Annotated in this window: 22 protein-coding genes; 14 read left to right on the forward strand and 8 right to left on the reverse strand. The window is 73.3% G+C overall.

Annotation, left to right across the window (positions count from 1 at the left end):
• The first annotated feature begins 31 nt into the window (after nucleotides 1–31).
• Both SHK17_RS08205 and SHK17_RS08210 read left to right on the forward strand, forming a co-directional pair.
• Nucleotides 32–949, forward strand: a complete 918-nt coding sequence (locus SHK17_RS08205) for a DUF6910 family protein (protein ID WP_322921711.1) — start codon at nucleotides 32–34, stop codon at nucleotides 947–949.
• The gene (locus tag SHK17_RS08210) at nucleotides 946–1653 is read left to right on the forward strand and encodes a maleylpyruvate isomerase family mycothiol-dependent enzyme (RefSeq protein ID WP_322921712.1); all 708 of its coding nucleotides are present in this window, start codon (nucleotides 946–948) and stop codon (nucleotides 1651–1653) included. Before SHK17_RS08205 ends, SHK17_RS08210 begins: the two co-directional genes overlap by 4 nt.
• Nucleotides 1654–1681: 28 nt before the next feature.
• On the opposite strand, the gene SHK17_RS08215 is transcribed toward SHK17_RS08210, so the two are convergent.
• Complete coding sequence (locus SHK17_RS08215; protein WP_322921713.1) at nucleotides 1682–1933, reverse strand: hypothetical protein; 252 nt, start codon at nucleotides 1931–1933, stop codon at nucleotides 1682–1684.
• Between the two features lie 269 nt (nucleotides 1934–2202).
• Here SHK17_RS08215 and SHK17_RS08220 point away from each other — a divergent pair, with 269 nt between their 5' ends.
• Nucleotides 2203–2412, forward strand: coding sequence for a hypervirulence associated TUDOR domain-containing protein (locus SHK17_RS08220; protein WP_172273375.1), 210 nt, complete (start codon nucleotides 2203–2205; stop codon nucleotides 2410–2412).
• A complete protein-coding gene (locus SHK17_RS08225) occupies nucleotides 2409–2600 on the forward strand; it encodes a hypothetical protein (RefSeq protein WP_172273372.1) in 192 nt (63 codons plus the stop codon). Before SHK17_RS08220 ends, SHK17_RS08225 begins: the two co-directional genes overlap by 4 nt.
• Here the strand turns inward: SHK17_RS08225 and SHK17_RS08230 are convergent.
• Genes SHK17_RS08230 through SHK17_RS08240 form a run of 3 tightly spaced genes read right to left on the reverse strand, consistent with a single transcriptional unit; the run spans nucleotide 2593 to nucleotide 5718 of the window.
• Nucleotides 2593–3399 (reverse strand): carbohydrate ABC transporter permease, encoded by an 807-nt coding sequence (locus SHK17_RS08230; protein WP_216652532.1) that lies wholly within the window; start codon nucleotides 3397–3399, stop codon nucleotides 2593–2595. The genes SHK17_RS08225 and SHK17_RS08230 overlap by 8 nt on opposite strands.
• Nucleotides 3396–4370: a carbohydrate ABC transporter permease gene (locus tag SHK17_RS08235; RefSeq protein WP_322921714.1), complete on the reverse strand. Its 975-nt coding sequence runs from the start codon at nucleotides 4368–4370 to the stop codon at nucleotides 3396–3398. Before SHK17_RS08235 ends, SHK17_RS08230 begins: the two co-directional genes overlap by 4 nt.
• A 13-nt stretch (nucleotides 4371–4383) precedes the next feature.
• Nucleotides 4384–5718, reverse strand: a complete 1335-nt coding sequence (locus tag SHK17_RS08240; RefSeq protein ID WP_172273366.1) for an ABC transporter substrate-binding protein — start codon at nucleotides 5716–5718, stop codon at nucleotides 4384–4386.
• Nucleotides 5719–5833: 115 nt separating this feature from the next.
• On the opposite strand from SHK17_RS08240, the gene SHK17_RS08245 reads away from it, so the two are divergent.
• A complete protein-coding gene (locus SHK17_RS08245) occupies nucleotides 5834–7339 on the forward strand; it encodes a YcaO-like family protein (RefSeq protein ID WP_322921715.1) in 1506 nt (501 codons plus the stop codon).
• Here the strand turns inward: SHK17_RS08245 and SHK17_RS08250 are convergent.
• A complete protein-coding gene (locus tag SHK17_RS08250; protein ID WP_322921716.1) occupies nucleotides 7318–8001 on the reverse strand; it encodes a polysaccharide deacetylase family protein in 684 nt (227 codons plus the stop codon). The two genes, SHK17_RS08245 and SHK17_RS08250, sit on opposite strands and share 22 nt — an antisense overlap.
• Nucleotides 7998–8366 carry a hypothetical protein gene (locus tag SHK17_RS08255; protein ID WP_172273357.1) on the reverse strand — a complete coding sequence of 123 codons (369 nt, stop codon included), beginning with the start codon at nucleotides 8364–8366 and terminating at the stop codon, nucleotides 7998–8000. Before SHK17_RS08255 ends, SHK17_RS08250 begins: the two co-directional genes overlap by 4 nt.
• A gap of 71 nt (nucleotides 8367–8437) precedes the next feature.
• Between SHK17_RS08255 and SHK17_RS08260 the strand changes: the two genes are divergently transcribed.
• Genes SHK17_RS08260 through SHK17_RS08275 form a run of 4 tightly spaced genes read left to right on the forward strand, consistent with a single transcriptional unit; the run spans nucleotide 8438 to nucleotide 13122 of the window.
• Nucleotides 8438–8941 (forward strand): 2Fe-2S iron-sulfur cluster-binding protein, encoded by a 504-nt coding sequence (locus SHK17_RS08260; RefSeq protein WP_172273354.1) that lies wholly within the window; start codon nucleotides 8438–8440, stop codon nucleotides 8939–8941.
• Nucleotides 8938–9939, forward strand: a complete 1002-nt coding sequence (locus SHK17_RS08265; protein WP_322921717.1) for an FAD binding domain-containing protein — start codon at nucleotides 8938–8940, stop codon at nucleotides 9937–9939. Before SHK17_RS08260 ends, SHK17_RS08265 begins: the two co-directional genes overlap by 4 nt.
• On the forward strand, nucleotides 9936–12053 hold the full coding sequence (locus SHK17_RS08270) for a xanthine dehydrogenase family protein molybdopterin-binding subunit (protein WP_322921718.1): 2118 nt from the start codon (nucleotides 9936–9938) through the stop codon (nucleotides 12051–12053). Before SHK17_RS08265 ends, SHK17_RS08270 begins: the two co-directional genes overlap by 4 nt.
• 52 nt (nucleotides 12054–12105) lie before the next feature.
• The gene (locus SHK17_RS08275; RefSeq protein ID WP_322921719.1) at nucleotides 12106–13122 is read left to right on the forward strand and encodes an App1 family protein; all 1017 of its coding nucleotides are present in this window, start codon (nucleotides 12106–12108) and stop codon (nucleotides 13120–13122) included.
• Nucleotides 13123–13151: 29 nt separating this feature from the next.
• On the opposite strand, the gene SHK17_RS08280 is transcribed toward SHK17_RS08275, so the two are convergent.
• Together SHK17_RS08280 and SHK17_RS08285 are read right to left on the reverse strand one after the other, a co-directional pair.
• On the reverse strand, nucleotides 13152–13805 hold the full coding sequence (locus SHK17_RS08280; RefSeq protein ID WP_322921720.1) for a response regulator transcription factor: 654 nt from the start codon (nucleotides 13803–13805) through the stop codon (nucleotides 13152–13154).
• A complete protein-coding gene (locus SHK17_RS08285) occupies nucleotides 13802–14965 on the reverse strand; it encodes a sensor histidine kinase (RefSeq protein WP_322921721.1) in 1164 nt (387 codons plus the stop codon). Before SHK17_RS08285 ends, SHK17_RS08280 begins: the two co-directional genes overlap by 4 nt.
• A gap of 108 nt (nucleotides 14966–15073) precedes the next feature.
• Between SHK17_RS08285 and SHK17_RS08290 the strand changes: the two genes are divergently transcribed.
• From SHK17_RS08290 to SHK17_RS08310, 5 genes are all read left to right on the forward strand, one after another.
• Nucleotides 15074–16324, forward strand: a complete 1251-nt coding sequence (locus SHK17_RS08290; protein WP_322921722.1) for a hypothetical protein — start codon at nucleotides 15074–15076, stop codon at nucleotides 16322–16324.
• Nucleotides 16325–16368: 44 nt separating this feature from the next.
• Nucleotides 16369–17052, forward strand: coding sequence for a GAF and ANTAR domain-containing protein (locus tag SHK17_RS08295; protein WP_322921723.1), 684 nt, complete (start codon nucleotides 16369–16371; stop codon nucleotides 17050–17052).
• 102 nt (nucleotides 17053–17154) lie between these two features.
• The gene (locus SHK17_RS08300) at nucleotides 17155–17457 is read left to right on the forward strand and encodes an HU family DNA-binding protein (protein ID WP_301539533.1); all 303 of its coding nucleotides are present in this window, start codon (nucleotides 17155–17157) and stop codon (nucleotides 17455–17457) included.
• A gap of 255 nt (nucleotides 17458–17712) precedes the next feature.
• Nucleotides 17713–18618, forward strand: coding sequence for a SigB/SigF/SigG family RNA polymerase sigma factor (locus tag SHK17_RS08305; protein WP_322921724.1), 906 nt, complete (start codon nucleotides 17713–17715; stop codon nucleotides 18616–18618).
• A gap of 391 nt (nucleotides 18619–19009) precedes the next feature.
• Complete coding sequence (locus tag SHK17_RS08310; protein WP_322921725.1) at nucleotides 19010–25591, forward strand: ThuA domain-containing protein; 6582 nt, start codon at nucleotides 19010–19012, stop codon at nucleotides 25589–25591.
• Nucleotides 25592–25595: the final 4 nt, after the last annotated feature.

Genomic DNA, 25595 nt, shown 5'->3' on the forward strand with positions numbered 1-25595 from the left:
CAGGGCGCCGACCGTCTGCGAGCATCGGGCCATGGACGTCGAGCTGCTCAGCGCCGACCGGCTTCGCTTCGACGACGGGACCCCCGTGCGGGCCGCGTCGGCCGTCGCGGCCCTCGGCGACGGCCACCTGGTGGTCTCCGACGACGCCACCCACGCGGCATGGTTCCGCCGCGGGACGGCGACGAGCGTACGGCTCCTGCCGCCCGTCGCCGGGCACGAGCTGTTCGACGAGGCCTCCGGCACCAAGCAGCTGAAGCCCGACCTGGAGACCGCCTGCCGGGTCGAGGTCGACGGCTCGCCGGCGCTCCTCGTGATGGGCTCGGGGTCCTCGCCGGCGCGGATGCGGTGGTGCCTGGTGCGGCTCGAGGACGACCGACCGGCGAGCGTGGTCGCCGACATGGCCGACACCTACGCCTCGGTCGCGGCCGCGCTGGACGTCCACGCCGACGTGCTCAACCTCGAGGGCGCCTGCCTCGTCGACGGCACGCTGCGCTGGTTCCACCGCGGGCTGCCGTCGGCCGGCCTGCCCTCGGGCAGCGTCGACCTCGACCTGGCCGCCGCCCTCTCCGTCCTGCTCGGTCGGTCGGGCGCGGCGGACCTGACGCCCACCCGTCCCGTGCCCTACGACCTCGGCACCGCGGAGGGCGTCGGCCTGGCCGTCACCGACGTCGTCGCCCTGCCCGGCGGCGACCTCCTCGCCAGCGCGGCGGCCGAGGACAGCCCCAACGTGCGGGACGACGGACCGGTGGTCGCCTCGGCCCTGGCGCGGATCCGCGGCGACCGGGTCGTCGACGTCGTGCCGCTGCCCGAGCTCGACGGCAGCGTCATCAAGGTCGAGGGACTGATGGTCCTCGAGGCCGACGAGGAGCAGGCCACCCTGCTCGCGGTGACGGATGTCGACGACCCGGACGCCGCGTCCTGGGAGGCCCGGCTCAGGGTCCGGCTGTGAGCGTCGACGGTGACCGGCCGGCCGTCGACTGGCTCGCGCTGCTCCGCGCCCACACGCATCGCTTCGCCGACGTCGTGGACGGCGCCGACCTCGGGATGCGTCTGAGGTGGTGCCCGGACTGGTCGCTGCGCGACTTCGTCGTCCACCTGGGGGACGTCCACCGGTGGGCAGCCCATGCCGTGGTCGCGGGCGACCCGGACCTCCGGCCGGAGCGCGTCGACCTGCACGGCGCGGACCTGGTTGCGTGGTACCGCGACCGGGCCGCGGCACTGGTCGACGTCCTGACGGCGACGCCGGTGGGTGCGCCGGCGTGGACGCTCGACGAGCGGGACCGCACCGCCGGCTCCTGGCGGCGGCGCCAGGTGCACGAGACCGCCATGCACACCTGGGACGCCGCCGACGCGCTCGGCACCCCGCACGCCATGGACCCGGAGCTGGCGTGGGACGGCGTGCTGGAGGTCGCGCACGTCCTCCACCCGCGGCAGGTGCGCCTCGGGCGGACGGGTCCGCTCGCCCGCCCGCTGCGCCTGGCGGCCACCGACGTACGCGCGGAGGTCCTGCTGGGTGCAGGCGATGGCCGGGGCGAGCCCGTGCTGGTCGAGGACCGGGCCGAGGTGCTGCTGCGCCTGCTGTGGCACCGCGCCGACGTACGGAGCAGGGACCCCCGCGCGGCGGCGGTGCTGGCGGGCGCCCTCACGCCGTGACGGGGCTGCGCTGCGGGCAGGGGTCTCGTCAGCCCTCGATCGAGCCGTCGTGCCGGCCGAGCCGCACGGAGTGACCCCCGCGGATGCTGGTGGCGATCTCGCCGATCGTCGCCTCCGACACCGCCCTGATGCCGCGGCCCTGCAGCTGCTCGCGCAGGGTCTGGTCGACGTCGATGTCGGGGGTGCGGGTGTACCTCGTCGCGGTCGCGTCGACCGCCTCCTGCGCCACGTCCTGCACGGGCGCTCCCAGGTCTCCGTCACGGGCCATCTCGAACTCCATCCGGTAGGAGTACCCCGAGCCGTCGGATCGATGAACCCGGGCACGCGTGTCCGAGTTGCTGCCCCCGCGCGGGGCGTAGGGGGTCCGCGACCGGGACACGTGTCCGAGTTGCTGCCCCCGCGCGGGGCGTACGAGGTCCGCGACCGGGACACGTGTCCGGGATACCGCCGCCTGCCCCCACCGGCAGCGCGCCGGCGCCTGCCGCATGCCCGCACGCCCGACGGGGTAGCGGAAGGCGTACGGCACCTACCGAGACGAGGACGGCGAGCATGGCGGACGACTTCAAGAAGGGCGACCACGTGACGTGGAAGAGCCACGGCGGCACGGCCGAGGGCGAGGTCGTCCGCAAGATCACCGAGGACACCGAGGCGGCCGGGCGGCAGGTGCGAGCCAGCAAGGACGAGCCGCAGTACCTCGTCAAGAGCGAGAAGAGCGGCGGGGAGGCCGTGCACAAGGGCTCGGCCCTCACGAAGAAGTGAGCACCGAGGAGCAGGTCGACGTGGTCCTGCGCGGCGGGGCCGGTGACGGCATGCTGGCCGTGGCCGACGCTGCCGGCGCGGCGGTGTCCTTCGAGGACGTCGGGGGCGGGTCGATCACCTACGTCCCCACCGACCGGTCGGAGGAGCACGACGGCCGGCAGATGGCGGTGTACGAGCCGGCTACTTGATGCCGGTGCGCGCGAGGCCCTGCACGAAGTAGCGCTGGAGCAGGACGAAGAGCAGCACCAGCGGCAGGCAGGTGATGAGGGCGGCCGCCATCAGCCCGCCGTAGTCGGCGTCGTACTGGCCCTGGAGGAAGCGCAGCGAGACCGGGAGCGTGTAGAGCGCCGGGTCCTTGAGCGCGATCAGCGGCCAGAGGAAGTCGTTCCACTGCGCCATGAAGGCCAGCAGGACCAGGACCGCGATGAGCGGCTTGCAGAGGGGCAGCACGATGCGGAGGAAGATCCGCACCTGCCCGGCGCCGTCCATGGTGGCTGCCTCGATGAGCTCGTCGGGGATCGCCAGCAGGAACTGGCGGGCGAGGAAGATCCCGAATGCGGTCGCGGCGGACGGCAGGATCACCGCCCAGAAGGTGCCGAACAGGCCGAGGTCGATCACCGTGCGGAACTGCGGGAACATGATCGCCTGGGCCGGGATCATCATCGTGGAGATGATCAGGACGAACACGGCGTCCCGGCCGAGGAAGCGCAGCTTGGCCAAGGCGTAGCCGGCCAGCAGGTTGACCGTCACCGAGAGCGCGGTGGTGATGCCGGCGACCATCACCGAGTTGAGGAACCAGGTGCCGACCGGGAACCGGTCGAAGAGCCGGGTGAAGTTCTCCGTGGTGAACGCGTCGGGCCACAGCTGCGCGCCCGAGTCGAAGAGGGCGTCGCGCGGGGTGAAGGCGACCACGAGCATGCAGTAGAGCGGGAACAGCATCACCGCGCACACGACGGCGACCACGAGGAAGCGCACCCAGCGGCTCACCGGACACCTCCGCTGCGGGCCTCGCGCCGCTCCCGATGGAGCCGGAGGACCACGACCACGAGGGTGAGCAGGAAGATCACCACGCCGATCGTCGAGCCGTAGCCGAAGTCGCGGGTCGGCCCGAAGCCCTGGTCGTACGCGTACGTCACCAGCATCTCGGTGTCGTTGCCCGGGCCGCCGCCCGTCATCACGTAGACGATGTCGAACACCTGGAAGGACCAGATGATGTTCATGACGACGAGGAAGAAGGTCGGCGCCGACAGCATCGGCACGGTGACCCACCAGAAGCGCTGCACGGCGCCCGCGCCGTCGACCTGGGCCGCCTCGTGGATCTCGCGCGGCACGTCCTGCAGCGCGGCGAGGTAGATGACCATGGCGAACCCGACGCGCGTCCAGACGGTCATCACGACCACCGACACCATGGCGAGGGTGCCGTCGGTCTGCCACCGCGCGTCGTCGATGCCGACCGCGGCGAGCATGCCGTTGAGCATGCCGACCCCCTCGTCGAACATCAGCAGCCCGATCAGCGCGACGACGAGGCCGCTGATGACGATCGGCACGAAGATGATCGTCCGCAGGACGGTGCGGGCCGGCACGGCGGTGTCGAGCAGCACCGCCAGCACCAGGCCGATCGCGATGCTGGTCGGCACGGTGGCGAGCGTGAACACCAGCGTGTTGGTCAGCGTGCGCCAGAAGACGTCCTCCGACAGCAGCCGCCGGTAGTTGTCGATCCCGACCCAGCTGCTCGGTCCGAACGACGAGACGTCCTGGAACGACATCAGGATCGCGGAGACGAGCGGGACGAACAGGAAGAGGACCAGCAGCACGAGGTTGGGCGAGACGAAGGCGTAGCCGACGAGCGACTCACGCCACGAGCGGCCGGCCGGTCCCGTCCGCCCCGGACTGCTGGGGAGAGGCGCCCCAGCGGTCGGGGGCGTGGCGGCCGGGGCCGCCTGCGTGGACGTGCTCATGCCCGGTGCGTCCTCAGCCCGCCGCGGACTCGAGCGCGTCCGCGATGTTGGTCAGGGTGTCGTCCACCGACTGGCCGTCGACGAAGCACAGCTCGAGCTCGTTCTGCAGGACGGTGTTGATCTCGGCGAAGAACGGCACCGTCACCTGCGCGACGTCGTCGGGCGTGAGCGTGGTGGCCTGCTCGACGAAGGTCGGCATCAGGTCGGGGCGTACGGCGAAGTCGAGCTCGGTGTCCACCAGCGACTGGCGGGTGGGCAGCTCGGTCGTCTCCTCGCAGAACGTGCGCATGTTGTCGGGGTCGACCATGAAGCGCAGGAACGTCGCGGCCAGGTCGGCGTTCTCCGTGGCGGCCGCGGCGACCAGCGCGTTGCCACCGAGGTCGGTGCTGGCCCGGACGTCGCGCGGCTGGTAGGTCACCTGCCACTCGAACCCGTCGCCGATGGTGGTCTCCATCGACGGGAGCAGGAAGTCGCCGACGAAGGCCATCGCCACCTTCTGGGACGCGAAGGCGGTGTCAGGGTAGGTGGCGCCCTTGACGGAGGTGTTGGGCGGCACCCAGCCCTTCTCCAGGAACTGGCGGGTGAACTCCAGGGCCTTGCGACCCTCGGCGCTGACGATCTCGGGGGTGCGCAGGTCCTCGCCGAGGAGCCGGCCGTCGGCCTCGAACAGCCAGGTGAGCCAGCGGTAGGCGCCGAGCTGCTGCCAGTCGTACGCGAACGGGAAGACGCCGTCCGGCAGCGAGGCCCGCAGCTGGTCGGACACGGTGGCGAACTCCTCCCACGTCCAGGCCGAGTCGAGGGAGTCCGGGACGCCGGTGATGCCGGCCTCACGCAGCAGGCGGGGCTGGTAGACGACAGCGGTCGTGTCGGTCTGGTGCGGGACGCCGAACGGCGTGCCGTCGTACTGGACCGCCTGGTAGAGCGCCGGGATGAGGTCGTCGGTCAGGTCACCCTCGAGCTGGTCGCTCAGGTCGAGCAGCTGGTCGGTGCTGCTGTAGGTGCCGAGGGTGGGGTAGTCGACGCGGAAGACGTCGGGCGGGCTGCCGGCCTGCAGCTCGGTGTCGATGCCGGTGAACATCTCGGCGTAGGGCACCACCTCGAGCTCGACCGTGACCCCCTCCGCCTCGTTGAAGGCCTTGACGAGGCGGGTGAACGCGGACTTCTCCGCGTCGCTCGCCCAGGTCTTGAACCGCAGCGTGTCGCCGCCGCCGCCGCCGCTGCTCTCCGGCCTCGAGAAGCCGCCGCAGGAGCTGAGCGCCGACGAGGCGGCCACCCCGCCGAGGCCGCCGAGCAGCGCGCGGCGGGAGAGGGTGAACGACGTGGGCATGCCCGAGGGACTCGCACTCATGGAACACACCTTCCCTCATCCGTGGACGGCTTCGCACCTACCTGTCGGGGTGAGGTTTGCCTGCGCACGTTGCCTACATTTTGACCCCGCGCCGCGAGTGGGCTTCGCTGGCTCGATGACGACGGTGGATGCGGCGGACAGGGACGCAGGGCTTCGCGAGGTCACGGACCGGTTCGTGGACGCGCTCGGCGCCGACCGGCTCATCGAGTTCCCCGTCACGGAGCTCGACCACGTCGGCGTCCCGGTCTGGGCGACCTGGTGGACGGACGCCGACGGTCGCGGCGAGTCCTCCACGTCGGGCATCGGCTACGGCGCCAGCGAGCTGCGGGCCCGCGTCGGCGCGCTGGGGGAGTGCGTCGAGCACGTCGCCTCGCGCCGCGCCCTGACCGGGCGCCCCGTGCGCCACGGGTCGCTGCGGGAGATGCGGGACCGCCACGGCCCCACGGGGGTCGTCGACCCGCGCCTCCTCGGGCTGCCGGCCGGCGCGGACTTCGACGACGACCGGGCGCTGGCGTGGTGGCCGGTGCGCCGCGTGCGCGCGGGCGTGCTCACCGACGAGCAGGTGTGGGCGCCCGTGGAGCACGTCGCGAGCGCCGGCGGCGAGCTGCCCGCCGAGGCCCCGCCGGGCGGCTGGCTGATCATGCCGGTCACCAACGGGCTCGGCGCTGGCGGCACGCTCGAGCAGGCGATCTCGCACGGCGTCCTCGAGGTGCTGCAGCGCGATGGCAACGGGCTGACCTTCCGGGCCCTCGACACCGGCGTCGTGCTGGACCTCGACGGCGTCCGCGACCCCGAGACCCTGGCCGTCCTCGAGCGGCTGCGGTCGGCCGGGGTGGACGTCCTGGCCAAGGTGGCCGCGACCGACTTCGCGATGGCCGACATCGACGTGGTCGGCATGGCGCCCGGCGACGACGTGCTGTCCGCCACCGCCTGCGGCGAGGCCGTGCACCCGGACCGGGAGGTGGCCCTGCGCAAGGCGGTGCTGGAGTTCGCCAGCGCCCGCGCGCGCAAGCAGCTCATGCACGGCCCGCTCGACGCCGTGCGCGCCGTGGCACCGCCGGACCTCGTCGCCCAGCTGGCCCGCGTGGACCCCGCGGCGGAGGAGCAGCGGGTGCTGGACGCGATGGTGGCGTGGCTGCGCGCACCCCGGGAGGTCTGGGAGCCGCCGCTGCGCCGCACCGTGCTGTCCCGCGTGCGCACCGTGCCGTTCACCGACCTGCCGACCGCGGAGGTCGCGCCCGGCGACCTGCTGCCCGAGCTGTGCGCCCGCCTCGAGGCCGAGGGGCACGAGGTGCTGGTGGCCGACCTGTCGCCGGCCGGCGCGGACCGCGTCCACGCCGCCAAGGTGCTCGTGCCGGGCCTCGAGGTGGAGACCGTCGCCTACGCACGGATCGGCGAGCGCAACGTACGCCGCCTGCGCGAGGCCGGTCGCGACGACCTGGTCCGGGTCGGCGACGCGCCGCCGGGCTGGGCGCGGGTCCACCTGACCGGCGAGGCGGAGGAGCGGCTGGGCGGGCCGGCGTGGCTCGACCGCGCCGCGCTCGACGCCGTGGCCGGCGACCTGCTGCCGCTCTATCGCGAGCCGGGCTGGCAGGCCGCTCAGTCGGCGATGCGGACGTAGGCCGTGTTGGTGATCGCCCACCTCACGCCGGACGACAGGACCGCGTCGCCAGCCGTGGTGCCGGCGACCGGGACCGTGCCGTGGAGGAAGGCGAAGGCCGGGGGGACCGTCCCGGTGACCTCGGTGAGCCGCCGGACCGGTTCGTGGATCTCCCGCTCGGCGTCCTCGTCGGTGCGGATGTCGACCGCTGCGCTGTGGTGCGCGGTGTGCGCCGCCACGACGTGGCGTTCGGAGATGCGGGCGAGGTCGTCCCACGTCATCAGCCACGGCGCCTCCGGCTCGTCGGGGAGCAGCCCGATGTCGTGGGCGTCGGCATAGGCCCGCTGCTGCTCGGCCGGCACGTCGAGCGCGCCGGTGGGCGGCAGGAACCAGCCGGTCAGGCCCAGCTCTTCGAGGACGGGTGCGGCCACGGTGACGTGGTTGAGGTAGGCGTCGTAGAAGCACAGGGCGACGCCCGGGCGGTCCAGCCCCCAGTCGCCGGTCTCGACGAAGCGGTCGAGGTGCTCGGGTCGCACCGGGTCGAAGCGCGCGGCGTACCAGGCGAGCTCGGCGCGCAGCCGGGCCCGGTCGGTCGCCGGGGTGTTGTGCCAGTTGACCACCCGCAGGAAGCGGCCCGCGGCGAAGGCGGCCCGCTGGCTCGCGGGAACGAGGAGCTCGCTCACGACTGCCGCCCCTCGTGCGACGGCTGCTCGGGGCGGGCGTGAAGGTGCCGGTCGCTCAGCACCACGAGCACGTCGATCAGCTCGCGGCCACCGCCGGTGAGGTCCGGGGCGTCGGGCGGCTCGTGCGCCGACCGCGGGAAGCCGGCGGCGGCCAGGGCGTCGTGGTAGTGGTCGAAGAGCTCGGCCAGCCGGGTCGCAGCCGGGTCCGGAGCGGAGTCAGTGGCGGGCGCCGGACGGCCCGGGCGCGCGTCGGCCACGGCGACGTACATCGCGATGCCCTCGCGCTCGAGCTCGGCGCTGCGGCACTCCTCCAGCGCCGCGAGGACGTCGGGTGCGGGTGCTGTGGTGAGGTCGTCGGACAGCATGCACCGGAGCCTGTCACAGGACGCCGCAGCGGCCCGGTGGATGGTCGCGGGCGATCGGGGTACGACGCGCCATGGACACCGAGATCAGCCTGGTCGTCGACGGCACGCCGCACGCGGTGGTCGTCGACACGCGGACCACCCTCCTCGACGCACTGCGCGAGCGACTGGGCGTCACGTCGCCCAAGAAGGGGTGCGACCACGGCCAGTGCGGGACCTGCACGGTCCTCCTCGACGGGCGCCGGCACCTCACCTGCCTCTCGCTCGCCGTGGCACAGGACGGGGCCGAGGTCGTCACCGCGGCCGGGCTCGCGGACGGCGGCCTGCACCCCGTGCAGCAGTCCATGCTCGAGCACGACGGCTACCAGTGCGGCTACTGCACCCCCGGACAGGTGTGCTCGATGGTCGGCATGCTCGACGAGGCGGCCCAGGGCCACCCCAGCCACGTCACGGACGACCTCACCGCCGACGTGGAGCTCGACGACGCGGAGGTCCGGGAGCGGATGAGCGGCAACCTGTGCCGCTGCGGCGCCTATCCGGGCATCCTGGCGGCGGCCCGTCAGGCGGCACGCGGATGAGGGCCCTCGACTACCGGCGGGCCGGCTCGGCCGAGGAGGCTGTGGAGCTGGTCGCGACGCACCCCGGGGCCAGGTTCCTGGCCGGCGGCAGCAACCTCGTCGACCACCTCAAGCTCGGCATCACCGCACCCGGGCTTCTGGTCGACGTCAGCCGCCTGCCGCTCGACACCGTCGAGCACCTCGACGGCGACCACGGCAGCGTCCTCCGCATCGGCGCCAACGTCCGCAACAGCGACCTCGCCGCCCACCCGGTCGTCCGCTCCCGCTTCCCCGTCGTCGCCCGCGCCACGCTCGCCGGCGCGTCCGGCCAGATCCGCAACCAGGCGACGACCGCCGGCAACCTCCTGCAGCGCACCCGCTGCGTCTACTTCCAGGACGTCACCACGCCGTGCAACAAGCGGGACCCGGGGAGCGGCTGCTCGGCCATCGGCGGCTACGGGCGCTACAACGCCATCCTCGGCGCCAGCGACCAGTGCGTGACCACGCACCCCTCCGACCTCGCCGTCGGACTTGCCGCCGTGGACGCCACCGTCGTGGTGCTCGGCGCCGAGGGGGAGCGGCGGATCCCCTTCGAGGACCTGCACCGCCTGCCCGGGGACCGCCCGGAGGCCGACACCACCCTCGCGCCGAGCGACCTCGTCACGGCCGTCGAGCTGCCGATGGGTCCCGAGGTCGAGCGCTCCACCTACACCAAGGTCCGTGACCGTGCGTCATACGCCTTCGCCCTCGTCTCCGTCGCGGCGACGCTGCGGCTGAAGGACGACCGCGTCGACCGCGTCCGCATCGCCTGGGGAGGCGTCGCGCACAAGCCGTGGCGCGCCCGTCGGGCCGAGGAGGCGCTGACCGGGGGGCCTCTTGACGAGCAGGCGGTCCGCGCCGCCGTCGACGAGGAGCTCGCCGCGGCCACGACCGACGACGAGACGGCCTTCAAGGTCGCGATGGTCCGCAACACGACGACCATGACGCTGCTGGGCCTGGCGGGGGAGGCGGCACGATGACCGAGCAGCAGACGCGGACCGTCCGGCCCCGCTCCATCGGCACCTCGCTGGACCGGGTCGACGGGGTCGAGAAGGTCACCGGACTCGCGTCGTACGCCGTCGAGCACGGCGCCGACGACGGGGTCAGCGCCCCGCTCAGCCTGTGGCTCGTCACCTCGACCGTGGCCAGGGGACGGGTCGCCCGGGTCGACGCGTCGCGCGCCCTGGACCACCCGGGCGTGACGGCGGTCCTCGACCACACGAACGCACCCCGTCTCGAGCAGACCGACAACGGCGAGCTGGCGATCCTGCAGGACGACCGCGTCGGCTTCCGCGGCCAGGTCGTCGCCCTCGTCCTCGCCGAGACGTCGGAGGCGGCGCGCGAGGGCGCGGCGCTGGTCGACGTCGCCTACGAGCAGGAGCCGCACGAGGCGGAGCTGCGCGAGGACAACGCCACCTACCGGCCCGAGCAGGTCAACCCCGCGATGGAGACCGACACCGACGAGGGCGACGTGGACGCCGCCTTCGCCTCGGCGCAGGTGCTCGTCGAGCAGACCTACCGCACGCCCTACGAGCACAACAACCCGCTCGAGCCGCACGCGACCGTCGCGTGGTGGGAGCAGCACGACGGTCGCGACCTGCTCTCGATGTACGACTCGACGCAGGGCGTGCACGGCGTCGTCCAGGCCCTCGCGCCGATGCTCGGGCTCGAGCCCGACCAGGTGCGGGTGCGGGCGCCGTACGTCGGGGGCGGGTTCGGCAGCAAGGGCGAGGCGCACGCCCACGTCATGGCGACCGCGCTCGCCGCACGCACGACAGGGGGCCGCCCGGTCCGCCTGGCGGTCACCCGCCAGCAGATGTTCGCCCTCACCGGCTACCGCACGGCGACGATCTCGCACCTGCGCCTCGGCGCCGACGCCGACGGCCGGCTGACCGCCATCGAGCACGCCGTGCAGGAGCAGACCTCCGTCGTGCGCGAGTTCGCCGAGCAGACCGCCTCGCCCACGCGGATGCTCTACGCCGCCCCGAACCGCCGCACCAGCCACCGGCTCGCGCGGCTCGACGTGGCCGTCCCGTCGTGGATGCGTGCTCCCGGCGAGATGCCGGGCATGTACGCCCACGAGGTCGCCATGGACGAGCTCGCCGTCGCGTGCGACCTCGACCCGATCGTGCTGCGCGAGCGCAACGAGCCCGACCTGGACCCCGAGACCGGCAAGCCGTTCAACGACCGCCGTCTGCTCGACTGCCTGCACCGCGGCGCCGAGCGGTTCGGGTGGGACGCCCGTCCGCGCGAGCCGCGGGCGGTGCTGGACGGCGACTGGTGGGTCGGCACCGGTGTCGCGTCGGCGACCTACCCGGCCATGAGGCAGCCGGGCAACAGCGCGCGCGTCACGTCGCTGGGCGACGGCCGCTACGCCGTCGCGATCGGCTCGGTCGACATCGGCACGGGTGCCCGCACCGTGCTCACCCAGATCGCCGCCGACGCGCTCGAGGTGGACCCCTCGGACGTCGACCTGGAGATCGCCGACAGCCTGCTGCCGTCGGCATCGGTCGCCGGCGGGTCGTCCGGCACCAGCTCGTGGGGGAGCGCGATCGTCGCGGCCGCGCAGCTGTTCCGCCACGACCACGGCGCCCGACCCGACCCGGGCCTGCACACCACTGCGTCCGCGGCCGACGACCCGGCCGCCGAGGAGCTCGCCTTCCACTCCTTCGGCGCCGTGTTCGCCGAGGCGCGCGTCAACCGCTGGACCGGGGAGGTCCGCGTGCCGCGCCTCCACGGCGTCTACTCCGTCGGTCGCGTCATCAACCCGAGGACCGCGCGCTCGCAGCTCGTGGGCGGGCTCGTCATGGGCCTCTCGGCCGGCCTCTTCGAGGAGTCCCACCGGGACCCGCGCTTCGGTCACGTCGTCACGCAGGACCTCGCGACCTACCACGTGGCCTCGCACGCCGACGTGCTCGACGTGGACGCCGAGTGGCTCGAGGAGTCCGACGAGGCCTTCACGCCCATGGGCTCGCGCGGCATCGGCGAGATCGGCATCGTCGGCACGGCGGCCGCGGTCGCCAACGCGACGTTCCACGCGACCGGCGTACGCGTGCGCTCGCTGCCGCTCACGCCCGACCACTTCCTGGAGTGACCTCCCGGTCCGGCGGCGGCGGTCGGGACCCGCGAGCCCCTACGGTGTCCCCATGAGCCCTCGCCGGTGGGTGGTCGCCCTCGAACGCGCCTGGGACTCCACCCGCCTGCGGCGTGACCGCTCGAGCCCGCCGACGCACTTCCGGATCGAGCCCTACATCGGCCACGGCGGCCCCGACGGCGTGGTCGTGCGGGGCCGCGTCCTGGACAACCCGCCCGGCGCCGACGCGGTGGACGGCGAGGGCGTGGGTGCCGCCGTGCGCCGCACGCTCCAGCACTTCGCGACCCGCGAGCTGCCGGGCGTGCCGCTGCGGGTCACGGTGGCGGGCGCCGTGGCGGAGACCGTCACCGACGAGGAGGGCTACTTCCGGGTGCGGCTGGAGCCACCGCCGGGCGCCCTGACGAGCCCGTGGACGCCGGGCACGGTCGAGCTCGTCGGCGACTACCGGGGGACCACCGCGCCCGCGGCCGTCGTGCAGGTGAGGGTCCCGTCCGCCGAGGCACGCTTCGGCATCCTCTCCGACGTCGACGACACGATCCTGGAGACCGGCGTGCAGCGGGCGCTGCGCATGGTGCTGCGGACGCTGACCGGCTCGTCGCTGACCCGGACGCCGTTCCCCGGGGCGGTGGAGCTCTACCGGGACCTGGAGGCGGGCGTGAACCCGGTCTTCTACGTCTCGTCGAGCCCGTGGAACCTGCACGCCTTCCTGCTCGCCTTCCTCCGGCACCGCGGCTTCCCGCTGGGACCGGTGCTCCTGCGCGACCTCCTCGGGACCTGGGCGGGCCGCGAGCACAAGGACGACCGGATCCGGGAGGTGCTCGACCTCCACCCGCAGCTGTCCTTCGTCCTGCTCGGCGACTCGGGCGAGCACGACCCGCAGATCTACGCCGAGACCGTGCGGGCCTACCCGGGCCGCATCCTCGCCGTCTACATCCGCGAGGTGCGCCTCGACCCCGGCGACGGCCGTGTCGAGATGGTCTCGGGCAGCTGGGGCTCGGAGGTGCCGTTCGTGCTCGCCGCCGACACCGACGCCGTACGCCGGCACGCGACGGGGCTCGGCCTGCTCTGACCGGCTGCGGGCGAGGGGCCGAGGACCGCTCAGCGGCCGTCGTCGGGCACGACGAACCCGGACTCGTAGGCCCGGATGACCGCCTGCGTGCGGTCACGGACGCCCAGCTTGGCCAGCACGGCGGCGACGTGGGTCTTCACCGTCTCCAGGCCGAGGTGCAGCTCGACGGCGATCTCCGGGTTCGACAGGCCACGCGCCACCGCGCGGAGCACCTCGCCCTCCCTCGTCGAGAGCCTGGCCATGTCGGGGGCGCTCGGGACCGGTTGCCGCGACCGCTGGCGCACCAGGTCGCGCAACCTCGCCGGGAAGAGGAGGGTGTCCGGCTGCGCGGCCAGCCGCACCGCGGTAACGACGTCGTCGGCCGGGGCCCGCTTGAGCAGGTAGCCCCGGGCGCCGGCCAGCAGCGCGTCGTAGACGTGGTCGTCGTTCTCGAACGTCGTCAGCACGACGACCGCGGGCGGCCGGTCGGCCGCCATGATGGTGCGCGTCGCGCTGATGCCGTCGACCCGGGGCATCCGGATGTCCATGAGGACGACCTCGGGCCGCAGGCGGCGCACCTGCGAGACCGCCTCCGCGCCGTCCTCCGCCTCGCCGACGACCTCGATGTCGGACTCCGTGGACAGCGTGACGGAGATGCCGCGGCGGACCAGGGGCTCGTCGTCCACGAGCAGGACCCGCGTCACCGCGCGGCTCCGAGGGGCAGCACGACGTGCAGCCGCCAGCCGTCGTCGACCGGACCGGCGGTCGCGGTGCCGCCGATGGCCGCGGCCCGCTCCCGGATGCCGCGCAGTCCGTGCCCGCGCCGGCCGCCGGCGCGCGACGCGGCCGGCCCGGCGCCGTTGGTCACCTCGAGCGTGACGGCGCGGTCGCCCCGGTCGAGTCGCACGTGGCACGGCCCGGACCCGTGGCGCAGCACGTTGGACAGCGCCTCCTGCGTCACGCGGTAGAGCTCGCGCGAGACCACCTGCGGCAGCTCGACGGCCGGGGACGGCACCTCGAGGGTCACGTCGAGGCCCGCGCGCCGGGCGGCGGCGACGAGGTCGGGGAGGGCGGTGAGGTCCGGGCTCGGGCGCCGCGGCACGTCCTCGACCCGCAGCAGGCCGAGGACGTGGTCGAGCTCGCCGGCCGCCCGACGGGCCGCGCCCTCGATCGCGGCGAGCGCCTCCGCGACGAAGTCCGGGTCGGAGTGCTGGACGCGGGCGGCCGCGGCGGCCTGCACGGTGACCAGGCTCAGGGCGTGCCCGACGCTGTCGTGGATCTCGCGGGCGATCCGGTGGCGCTCACCCAGGTCCACGGCCTCGCGCTCCAGGCGGTCCACGCGCTCGCGCAGCGACGACCCGAGCAGCACCGGAGCCAGGCGTCGCAGGCCGGCCACCAGCAGCGCCGCGACCACCGGGACGCCGAGGATGGCCGGCGCCAGCAGCCACGGGCTCCGCTCGAAGGCCACGACCGGCACCGCCGCCGCCCAGACGGCGAGCGCCGCCCCGGCCAGCGCGTGCGCGCACAGCCAGCCGACACTGCGCCAGCGGTCGTGCCAGTGCGCGGCGGCCTGCGGAGGCCCTCCGTCGAAGGTCACCAGGAGCATCGACTCGGTCGCGACGCCCTCGATGCGGCGTACTGCGGGCACGGCGCCGACGACGACGAGGAGGAGCGCGCCCAGCAGGACCGCCGTGGTGACGATCGCCCATCGCGGCACCCCCTCGGCGTCGACCAGGGGCGAGACGACGAAGCCGGCCAGCAGGGCGAACGCGAGCGCCAGCGCGGCGCCGAGCATCACGAACGCCAGCCCGAGGAACGCGGTGGGCCCCAGCGTGGCGGCAACGGCTCGGCGCGTCAGGCTCACGGTCCCATCGTGTCAGGTCCGCGCGGCCCGCGGTCTCCCTCGCACGGGGGAGCGGGACCCCTCACGAGCGGGGGGCGCCGGCCGCCGCTGCGGCGCGACGGTGGAGGCATGGACACCACCACACCCCTCGCCCACCCAGACCTTCCAGCCCACCCAGCCCACCCGGCCCACTCCACCCACCCACCCGGCCCGTCGGACCCCCGCTCGCTCGGCCGGGCGCGGACCGCGGCCGCCGTCACCTCGGTCCTCGTCGCCGCGATCGGCGCGGCGTGGTTCGCCGGCGACACGCTCTGGTACTTCGCCGCGGACAGCGACCGCGGCAGCACCTCGCTGCTGGCGCTCGTGCCGAAACGGGTGGACGCGACGCTCGCCGTGCTCCTCGGGGCAGTCGGCCTCGTCGCCGCCCTCGCTGCCGGTGGGCGCTGGCTCGTCGGGGTGGCGGTCGTGCAGGTGGTGGCCTTCGTGCTGCTCGCCGGGGACGCGGGCGTGCTGCTGCTGCTCGCCTACCTGACGGCCCTGCTCTTCCCCTTCGCGCTCGTCGCGTGCCTGCTGTGGGGCGCGGCCCGGCACCGGTCGGCGCGGATCGGCCTCGGCATCCTGCTGGCCGTCGGCGGCGCCGCGGTCGTGGGCAGCGGCATCTTCGACGGCGAGAGCCTGCGCTCCCTCGGGGACGGGCTCGGCACCGGCGTCCGCCGCCACCTCGCTCCGCACCTCGTGGTGACCCTCTTCGTCGGCCACGGCCTCCTCTGGGCCGCCATCGGGATCCGCGCGGCGAGGTCGGTGCGTCACGCCTGCGAGGCGTGCGGACGGCCCGGGAGCGGCCGGCTCCTGCTGCGCTGGCGCGTGCCGGTGACCCTCCTCGCCGCGGCGTGCGGCCTGCCGTACTTCCTGGTCCGGCTCACCTGGCTCACCGGTGACCCCTTCGGCGTCGACGGCCACGCAGTGGACGCGCAACCCGGACTGCAGCTGATGGGCTTCCTCCTCGGCCTCACCGGTCTCGTCGCGGCCGTCCTCACGATCGGGCTGCTCCGGCCGTGGGGACGCGTGTTCCCAGGGTGGATCCCCGTCGTCGGGCGCCGTGAGGTCCCGGTGCTGTTCCCCACGCTGGCGGCGGGCCTCGTCGGCGTCCTGATGACCGTGGCGGGTCGCTCGATGGTGCAGTCGCACCTCCACGAGGCCGCGACCGGCGGGGAGTCGCGCGCGCTCTACCTGTTCCTGCTGCCGCTGCCCGTCTGGGGGCCGGCCCTGCTGCTGGCTGCGGCGGCCTACCACCTCCAGCACCGCGGGCCGTGTGCTGGTTGCGGTCAGGGCGACGCGACGCTGAGCCCTCGCCGGAACTCGGGCGCAGCGCCCCTGTAGCGAACGCGCCCGGTGACGCCGTCACGCTGGTCTACGCTGTGCCGGTGACTGAAGAGGATCGACTCATCGAGGCGTCGCGCCAGCTGGCCGCCGCCCTGCGCCCGGGCGACCTCGACACCACCCTGGCCAACATCACGGCCGCGGCGGTCGACGTGCTCCCGGACGTCCAGTGGAGCAGCCTGACGATCCGGCACGCCGACGGCCGCCTCGAGACCGTGGCCCCGACCCACAACGTCCTCCTGGACGTCGACGCCGCGCAGTACGAGCTGCGGGAGGGGCCCTGCTACGAGGCGGCCACCGACACGGTCCACGTGACGTCCCCGGACCTGGCGGCCGACGAGCGGTTCCCCCGCTACGCGCCGGTGGCCCTGGAGGCCGGCATCCGGGCCCAGGCGGGCATCCGGCTCTTCGACGCGCCGGACTCCAACGGCGCGCTCAACCTCTACTCCGCGACGGTCGGTGCCTTCGCCGACCTGGAGATCCTCTCCCAGCTCTTCGCGCACCAGTCCGCCGTCGCGCTCGACTACGCCCGGCAGATCGACCAGCTGCAGGAGGCCGTCTCGACCCGGCAGCTCATCGGGCAGGCGGTCGGCATGGTGCGGGAGCGCTACACCCTGGACGAGGCGCGGGCGTTCGGCTTCCTGACGCGCCTCTCGAGCCACGAGAACGTCAAGCTGCGCACCGTCGCCGAGCGGATGCTGCAGGCGCACGACGCCACCCGCTCCTAGGTCTGCCGATGCACCCTCGCGCTCCCTCGCTGGGCGCCGGACCTCGCATCCGCCGGTCGCCGGCGCGGCGTGACGGGATGCCCGGCCCTAGGGTGAGTCCTGTTGTCAACCACGATCAAGGGAGAACAGATGAACAAGCGTGAGCTCGCCGATGCCGTCGCCGAGAGCACCGGGCTGTCCAGGTCGCAGGCGGAGGGCGCCGTCGAGGCGGTCGCCGAGGCGATCTCCAAGGCCCTCGCCGCCGGTGACAAGGTGACGGTTCCCGGCTTCGGCACGTTCGACGTGCGCGAGCGCGCCGCCCGCACGGGCCGCAACCCGCAGACCGGCGAGTCGATGGACATCGCGGCCTCGAGGAGCGCCGGGTTCAAGCCGGCCACGGCCCTCAAGCAGGCGCTCAACGGCTGACCTGAACGGTCGGGTCGGGGGCCGCCTCACGGCGGCCCCCGACCTTTGTCCATCCACGGGCGTGCGCCAGCGATCGGCCCCCTCCGGCCCCGGCTTCGCTGCCGTTCGGCGCGTCTGACCCCTCGGTCCCAGCCCTTCGGGTGACCCCCGGGGCGAGCGACTTGTCACCTGATCTGGACCTGTGGCAACTTCTCTCCACCTGGCTCGCTGGAGACCACGGCGAGCACCCCTTGCTGCACGAGAGGAGTGACCGCCGTGGTCTCCGTGTCCGTCGTCCCCGAGCACCCTGTGCACGCCATGGCCCCCACCGGGCGCAGTGAGCGCCAGCACCGCACCGAGTCCATCGTGTCCCACCTGCGGCTGGTCGAGCCGAGCTCGTCCGACTCGCTCGACCTGACCCGCCAGCTCATCGAGAGCAACACCCGAGTGGCCCGCTCGATCGCCTCCCGCTACAAGAACCGCGGCATCGACCTGGACGACCTCGAGCAGGTCGCACTGCTCGGGCTCACCAAGGCCGCGCACCGATTCGACCCCACTGCCGGCCACGACTTCATGGCCTTCGCCGTCCCCACCATCCGCGGGGAGATTCGCCGCTGGTTCCGTGACCACGGCTGGACGATCCGCCCGCCCCGCCGTGTCCAGGAGCTCCAGGCCCGCATCATGAAGGCGCAGGGCGAGCTCGAGCAGGCGCTCGGTCGCTCGCCCCGGCCCAGCGAGATCGCCGCGCACCTCGGTGAGGACCTCGACGCCGTGGTGGAGGCGCTTTCGGCGGACGGCTTCTTCACGCCCACGTCGCTGGACGCGGCGGTCGGCGACGGCTCGTCCGGCCTCGCCGACCTGCTCGGCGAGGAGGACCCGGCGATGCGCTCCGCCGAGGCGCGGGCGGTGCTCGAGCCGCTGCTCGCCGCCCTGTCCGACCGCGACCGGTCGGTCCTGCGCCTGCGGTTCTACGAGCAGCGGACCCAGCAGGAGATCGCCGAGGCGTTCGGCATCACGCAGGCCCAGGTGTCGCGCATCCTGGCGCGGATCCTGGCCGAGCTCCGCGCCCGGCTGGCTGACCCCGGGGCCGACCCGGCGGCAGGCCCGCCGGCAGGCCAGGCTCCAGGCGGGTGCTCCACCCGCTGCGTGACCTACGCGTCGCCGGTCACCCGAGCAGGCTAGACACCACGCGAGCCGCCACCGGGCCCGGCAAGGCCCCGGTGGCGGCTCGTGCTGTCCTGGCGCCGTCGCGCGTGCCTTCTGGTGCGCCGCCGAAGGGGTTTTGCACGGATGTCGTGAAAAGTGCCGGTGCTTATGTGTTGACGTCGACGAATCGGCGTCCCTAGTGTGACGTACATCACGGTGACCGCCCGTCGCCGTCTCGGGGCAAGAAGGGCGTCGTCGCCATGGCACGAGAAGTCAGGCCGTCAGGTCGAGACCGCCGAGGACCGGCCGGCGCCCGCAGGAGCCGGCGCCGGCCCGCAGGTGCCCTTACGTCCGCCTGCCCCACCGTCATCCCACCGTGCCCGACCGCGACACGGACCCCCGCTCGGTCACCAGAAGGCAGGACAGCATGAGCATCCTCCGCACCTCGGCAGCACGCGTCCGGACGTCACTCGCAGGGCTGGTGGCGGTGGCGGTGGCGAGCGGTGGCGTGGCCGTCGCCCCTGCCGCCGCCGAACCGGAGGCGCCCGACGTCGCGGCGGCGGGAACCGCGGCCGGCGCTGGAGCCGCCCGGTCCGCCGCCCTGGCGGTGCCGACCTACGACGTCCTCGTCTTCAGCAAGACCACCGGCTTCCGCCACGGATCGATCGGTGCCGGCATCCGCTCGATCAAGAGGCTCGGCGCCCAGTACGGCTTCACCGTCGACGCCACCGAGGACGCCGGGCAGTTCACCGCCGCCAACCTCGCGCAGTACGAGGCGGTCGTCTGGCTCTCGACGACCAGCGACGTGCTCGACGCCGCCCAGCAGGCGGCGTTCGAGGACTACATCCAGGCCGGTGGCGGCTACGTCGGCGTCCACGCGGCCTCCGACACCGAGTACACCTGGCCCTGGTACGGCGACCTCGTCGGCGCCTACTTCCAGAGCCACCCGGCCGGCACCCCCACCGCCACGATCGACGTGGAGGACACCACCACGGCCTCCTCCTGCGCGTTGCCGGCGCGCTGGGAGCGCACCGACGAGTGGTACAACTTCCAGGGCCCGGACAACCCGGTGGTCAACGGCGGTGGCACCGACTACAGCCCCCGGACCAACGGCAACATCAACGTGATCGCGACGCTCGACGAGTCCACCTACGTCGAGAACGACGGCAACGGCACCGACGACGACCACCCGATCGCGTGGTACCAGGAGTTCGACGGCGGCCGCAGCTTCTACACCGGCGGCGGCCACACGGACGCGTCCTTCTCCGAGCCGCTGTTCCGCCTGCACCTCCTCGGCGGCATCCAGTACGCCGCCGGCCAGGAGCCCGACGCGTGCACGGCCGTGCCTCCCACGGACGCGTCGTTCGAGCAGGTCACCCTCGCCAAGGGCGTCGACAAGGTCGGCGAGCCGATGAGCATCTCGGTGCTGCCCGACGGGCGGGTCCTGCACAACGCCCGCGACGGCCGGATCTTCCTGACCGACCTCGAGGGCAACACGACCCTCCTGCACGACGTCCCGATCTACTCCCACGACGAGGACGGGCTGCAGAGCCTCACGGTGAGCCCGACCTTCGAGGACGACGGCTGGGTCTACCTCTACTACGCCCCGCCGCTGGCGACGCCGACCGGTGACGCCCCCAACGACGGCACCGCCGCGCAGTTCGCCACCTGGCAGGGCTACAACGTCCTGACCCGGATGAAGATGGTCGACGACGACCTCGTGCCCTCGACCGAGCAGGAGCTGCTGCGGGTCGAGGCCGACCGGGGGATCTGCTGCCACGCCGGTGGGGCCATCGACTTCGACGCCGACGGCAACCTCTACCTGTCCACCGGCGACGACTCGAACCCGTTCGCCTCGGACGGCTACGCGCCGCTCGACGAGCGAGCCACCCGCAACCCGGCGTACGACGCACAGCGCAGCGCAGCCAACACCAACGACCTGCGCGGCAAGCTGCTGCGCATCACCCCCGACCCGACCGCGGCGTCGTACTCGATCCCGGAGGGCAACCTCTTCGACGAGTCGGCCGGCACCGGGGACCGGACGCGCCCGGAGATCTACGCGATGGGCTTCCGCAACCCGTTCCGGATGACCGTCGACAAGCGGACCGGCTACGTCTACCTCGGCGAGTACGGCCCGGACGCCGGTGGCGCCAACCCCAACCGCGGCCCCGGCGGCATCGTGGAGTTCAACCAGGTCCGCGAGGCGGGCAACTTCGGCTGGCCCTACTGCACGGGCAGCAACACCCCGGCCGAGACCTACAACGACTGGGACTTCGCGACCAACACCACCGGCCCCAAGTTCGACTGCACGGCGCCGGTCAACAACAGCCCGCGCAACACCGGCCTGACCAACCTGCCGCCGGCCCAGCCCGCGTGGATCAAGTACGACGGCGGCAACGTCACCTACGGCGGCGTCACCACCAACGAGTTCGGCGGCGGCGGCGAGGGCCCGATGGCCGGCCCGGTCTACAACTACGACCCCGACCTCGAGTCCGACGTGAAGTTCCCCGTGTACTTCGACAACCACTTCTTCGCCGGTGAGTGGACGCGCGGCTGGATCCGCGACGTCGCGATGGACGCCGAGGGCGACGTGGTGGGCATCGACCCCTTCTTCGAGTCCTCGACGCTCTACGCCGCCATGGACATGGAGTTCGGCCCCGACGGCTCGCTCTACGTCCTCGACTACGGCAACGGCGGCTACTTCACCGGCAACGAGAACTCGGCCGTCTACAAGATCAACGCCATCAACGAGGGCGCCCGCTCGCCGTCGGCGTCCGCCACCGCCACGCCCAGCTCGGGAGTGGCCCCGCTGACGGTGCAGTTCTCGAGCGCCGGGTCGCGCGACCCCGACGAGGGCGACTCGATCGTCGGCTACGCCTGGGACTTCCAGAACGACGGCACGGTCGACTCCACGCAGCCCGACCCGACGTTCACCTACACCGCCAACGGCGTCTACGACGCCCGCCTCACGGTGACCGACGAGACCGGCCGGACCGGCGTGGCCACGGCGGTCGTCACCGTCGGCAACACGCGGCCGACGGTCGAGATCGACCTGCCGCCCGACGGCGGGTTCTTCGAGTTCGGCGACTCCGTGCGGGTCAAGGTCACGGTGACCGACCCCGAGGACGGGACCGTCGACTGCTCCAAGGTCGAGATCGACTACATCCTCGGCCACGACTCGCACGGGCACCCGCTCAGCTCGCGCACCGGGTGCGACGTCGTCCTGCCGACCGTGCAGGACCAGGGCCACGACGCCTCGGCCGACATCTTCGGGGTGATCAACGCCAGCTACACCGACGGCGGCGCCGGGAGCATCCCCGCGCTCATCGGTGAGGACGAGGTCGTCCTGCAGCCCAAGCGCAAGCAGGCCGAGCACTACGACTCGCAGCAGGGGGTCGCCACCGAGGCCACCACCGACCCGCTCGGGGGGTCCAGCAACCTGTCCAACATCGACGCCGGCGACCACGTGTCCTACCGGCCGATCAGCCTCTCGCAGGTGCCGAGGCTGCGGTTCCGGGTCGCGTCCGCCGGCGCCGGGGGCACCATCGAGGCCCGCCTCGACAGCCCGACAGGGCCGCTCGCCGGATCGGTCACCGTGCCGGTGACCGGCGGCTGGCAGCAGTGGCAGTTCGTCGACATGGACATCGCACCGTCGGCGCAGGAGGGCTCGCACGAGCTGTTCCTCGTCTTCACCAACCCCGACCCGACGGCCACCGGCCTGTTCAACCTCAACTTCTTCGACGCGGCCGGCAAGGGTGTCTCGGTCAACTCCAAGCCCCAGGTCGGCGCCCAGGGCACGCCCACGCAGGGCACCGCTCCGCTCACCGTCGACTTCACCGGCTCCGCGTCCGACTTCGACGGTGACCAGCTCACCTACCAGTGGGACTTCGGTGCCCCGGGCGCCGGCGACACGGCCACCACCCTCGACGCCGAGTACACCTACACGGAGCCCGGCACCTACACCGCCCGCCTGAGCGCGACCGACCCCTCTGGGGCCACCGGCTACGCGACGGTCCCCGTCCGGGTGCTGAGCTCGTGCGGTGTCCAGCAGTCCGACGAGTTCGACGGCACGACGCTCGACGGCAAGTGGGACGTCATCCGCGACAGCGGCGACTGGAGCGTCGCCGACGGCGGGCTCCGGGTGCCGATCAGCAGCGGCAGCCTCTACGGGCCCGGCGGCAACGCGGAGGACATCATCGTGCAGCGGGCGCCCGACGGTGCGTTCCAGGTGACCGCCAAGGTCACCGCCGACGTGAGCGAGAACTACCACCAGGCCGGTCTGCGCCTCTACTCCGACGACGAGAACTGGGCCTCGGTCCACCTCATCTCGGCCGGGGGCAACCGCGACGTCGAGTTCATCTACGAGGCGCAGGGCTCGCCCCGCAACAACGCGGAGGACAAGCTCGGTGGCGTCCCCGTCGGCTTCCCGACCACCTACTACGTGCGGCTGACGTCCGACGGGACCGACCTGCGGGCGTCGTACTCCGCGGACGGCCAGACGTTCTCGCCCGTCGGACGGCCGGCGCCGATGAGCACCCTGGCCGACCCGAAGATCGGTCCGGCCGCCGTCTCCGGTGGCGCGACGTCCAGCCCGACGGCGACGTTCGACTGGATCCGCTTCGACCCCGACGGCACGAGCGGCTCGACCGACCCGACCGACGAGTTCGACGGGGCCGAGCTCGACGGCTGCCGGTGGAACGCCTCCGTGCGCGAGGACCCCTCGCGCCACGAGGTGGCCGGCGGTGCGCTGACGATCACCACGACAGGAGGAGACCTCTACCAGACCTCGGACCCCTCCGGCACGACGAACCTGCTCCTGCAGTCGGACGCCGGCACGACCGAGGACTACACCCTCGAGACGCGGGTCTCCACGACCTTCACCGACGGCTACGCCCAGGCGGGCCTGCTCGTCTACGGCGACGACGACAACTACGTCAAGCTCGACCCCATCTCCGACACCAACGCCGGACGCATTAACCGGGTGGAGCTGCGCTCGGAGTCGAACGCCGCGATCCTCAACCCGCAGCCCGAGCTGGCCGCCCCGGCCAACGTGACGTCGTACCGGCTCCGGCTCACGAAGGTGGGCACCAGCTACACCGGTGAGGTCGCGTTCGACGGCGGTGACTGGCAGCCCATCGGCACCGTGACCAACCCGACGGCCGACATGGACTTCGGTCTCTTCGCCATCGGGGTGCAGCAGCCCGGCCGGACCGCGACGTTCGACTACTTCCGGGTCACCCCGGCGGCAGCCGCGAACCGCACGCCGGTCGCCGACGACGACGCGGCGATCACCACGGCGGGGAGCGCGGTGAGGATCTCGGTCCTGGCCGGCGACACCGACCCGGACGGCGACCCCCTCACCGTCGAGTCGGTCACCGATCCCGCCGGCGGCAGCGCCACGCTCGCCCCCGGAGGCACGGTCCGCTACGCACCCGACGATGGCTTCGCCGGCAGCGACACGTTCGACTACACCGTCGCCGACGGCCAGGGCGGCACCGACACGGGCACCGTCACCGTGACGGTGACCGAGGCCTGCGACCTGGAGACGCCGGACGACACCTTCGAGGGCGACGCCCTCGACACGTGCCGCTGGAACGCCGTGGTGGCGGGTGACCCGACCAAGCGCCGGGTCGCCGACGGCCGCCTGTTCGTGACCACGACGCCGGGCGAGATCTACCAGTCCGGGACCGGCAAGTCGAACCTCGTCATGCAGTCCGCCGACCACGCCGGCGAGGACTGGACGCTCGAGACCCACGCCGACGTCTCGTCCCTCGACGGCGGCTACAGCCAGGCGGGTCTGATGGCCTACGGCGACGACGCCAACTACGTCAAGGTCGTGGTCATCGCCGACGACGGCAGGACGGCCCCCAACCGGGTCGAGCTGCGGTCGGAGGTCGACAACGCCATCGTCGGGACGAACCCGCAGCCGGAGCTGGCGATCCCCGCCGGCACCGACCTGACCGACATGCGGCTCCGCCTGACCAAGGCCGGCACGGCCTACTCGGGTGCGGCGTCGTTCGACGGTGGTGCGACGTGGGTCGACCTGCCGCGGGCGGTCGACAACGCGATGGTCGACCCGCGCTTCGGCATCTTCGCCGCGGGAGTGGTGCAGGAGGGCGACGAGGTCTCCTTCGACGCCTTCCTCGTCGACGGCGTGGACCCGGTCGACCCGGTCAACACGGCGCCGGTCGCTGTCGACGACGCGGCGACCACGCCGCAGGGCACCGCCGTCGCCGTCCCGGTGCTGGCCAACGACACCGACGCCGACTCCGACGACGAGCTCTCCGTGACGTCGGTGACGTCGCCTGCACACGGCACCGCTGTCGTGGCCGCCGACGGGACGGTGACCTACACCCCGACCAGCGGCTACGCGGGCGGTGACTCGTTCGACTACGTCGTCAGCGACGGTGAGGACACCGACACCGGAACCGTCACCGTGACCGTCACCCGGGTCGCGCAGCCCACTCCGGACACCCGGATCACCTCGGCGCCGCGCGGCACCACCCGGGCCACCACGGCGGTCATCCGGTTCACGGCCACCGGCCCCGGTGCCGGGGCGGCGACCTTCGAGTGCTCACTCGATGGGTCCGCCTTCACAGCGTGCCCCTCGCCCCGGACCTACCGCGACCTGCGCGACGGTGAGCACGTGGTGCGGGTGCGCGCGGTCGGCCCCGACGGTGCCGACCCGACGCCGGCGACGGTGACCTGGACGGTCGACAACACCGGCCCGCGGGTGCGGGCACTCACCCCGACCGGCACGACCCGCGACCGTACGCCCGAGGTCGGTGCGACCGTCACGGACGCGCGGTCGTCGGTGCGCGGCCGGTCGCTGGCGCTGTCGATCGACGGCAAGCGGGTCGACGGCGTGCGCTTCGACGCGCGCCGGGACCGGATGACGTGGCTGCCCGAGCGCGCCCTGGCTCGCGGCCGGCACACTGTGCGCCTCGTCGTCGAGGACGCGCTCGGCAACCGGACCGTCACCACCTGGAGGTTCACCGTCCGGCGCTGAGCCG

The sequence above is a fragment of the Nocardioides renjunii genome, from assembly GCF_034661175.1.
Lineage (GTDB): Bacteria > Actinomycetota > Actinomycetes > Propionibacteriales > Nocardioidaceae > Nocardioides > Nocardioides renjunii.

Coding starts and splice junctions, on each gene's coding strand:
- SHK17_RS08205 (WP_322921711.1), top strand. CDS start 32: ATGGACGTCGAGCTGCTCAGCGCCGACCGGCTTCGCTTCGACGACGGG.
- SHK17_RS08215 (WP_322921713.1), bottom strand. CDS start 1,933: ATGGAGTTCGAGATGGCCCGTGACGGAGACCTGGGAGCGCCCGTGCAG.
- SHK17_RS08220 (WP_172273375.1), top strand. CDS start 2,203: ATGGCGGACGACTTCAAGAAGGGCGACCACGTGACGTGGAAGAGCCAC.
- SHK17_RS08235 (WP_322921714.1), bottom strand. CDS start 4,370: ATGAGCACGTCCACGCAGGCGGCCCCGGCCGCCACGCCCCCGACCGCT.
- SHK17_RS08240 (WP_172273366.1), bottom strand. CDS start 5,718: ATGAGTGCGAGTCCCTCGGGCATGCCCACGTCGTTCACCCTCTCCCGC.
- SHK17_RS08245 (WP_322921715.1), top strand. CDS start 5,834: ATGACGACGGTGGATGCGGCGGACAGGGACGCAGGGCTTCGCGAGGTC.
- SHK17_RS08255 (WP_172273357.1), bottom strand. CDS start 8,366: ATGCTGTCCGACGACCTCACCACAGCACCCGCACCCGACGTCCTCGCG.
- SHK17_RS08260 (WP_172273354.1), top strand. CDS start 8,438: ATGGACACCGAGATCAGCCTGGTCGTCGACGGCACGCCGCACGCGGTG.
- SHK17_RS08265 (WP_322921717.1), top strand. CDS start 8,938: ATGAGGGCCCTCGACTACCGGCGGGCCGGCTCGGCCGAGGAGGCTGTG.
- SHK17_RS08270 (WP_322921718.1), top strand. CDS start 9,936: ATGACCGAGCAGCAGACGCGGACCGTCCGGCCCCGCTCCATCGGCACC.
- SHK17_RS08275 (WP_322921719.1), top strand. CDS start 12,106: ATGAGCCCTCGCCGGTGGGTGGTCGCCCTCGAACGCGCCTGGGACTCC.
- SHK17_RS08290 (WP_322921722.1), top strand. CDS start 15,074: ATGGACACCACCACACCCCTCGCCCACCCAGACCTTCCAGCCCACCCA.
- SHK17_RS08310 (WP_322921725.1), top strand. CDS start 19,010: ATGAGCATCCTCCGCACCTCGGCAGCACGCGTCCGGACGTCACTCGCA.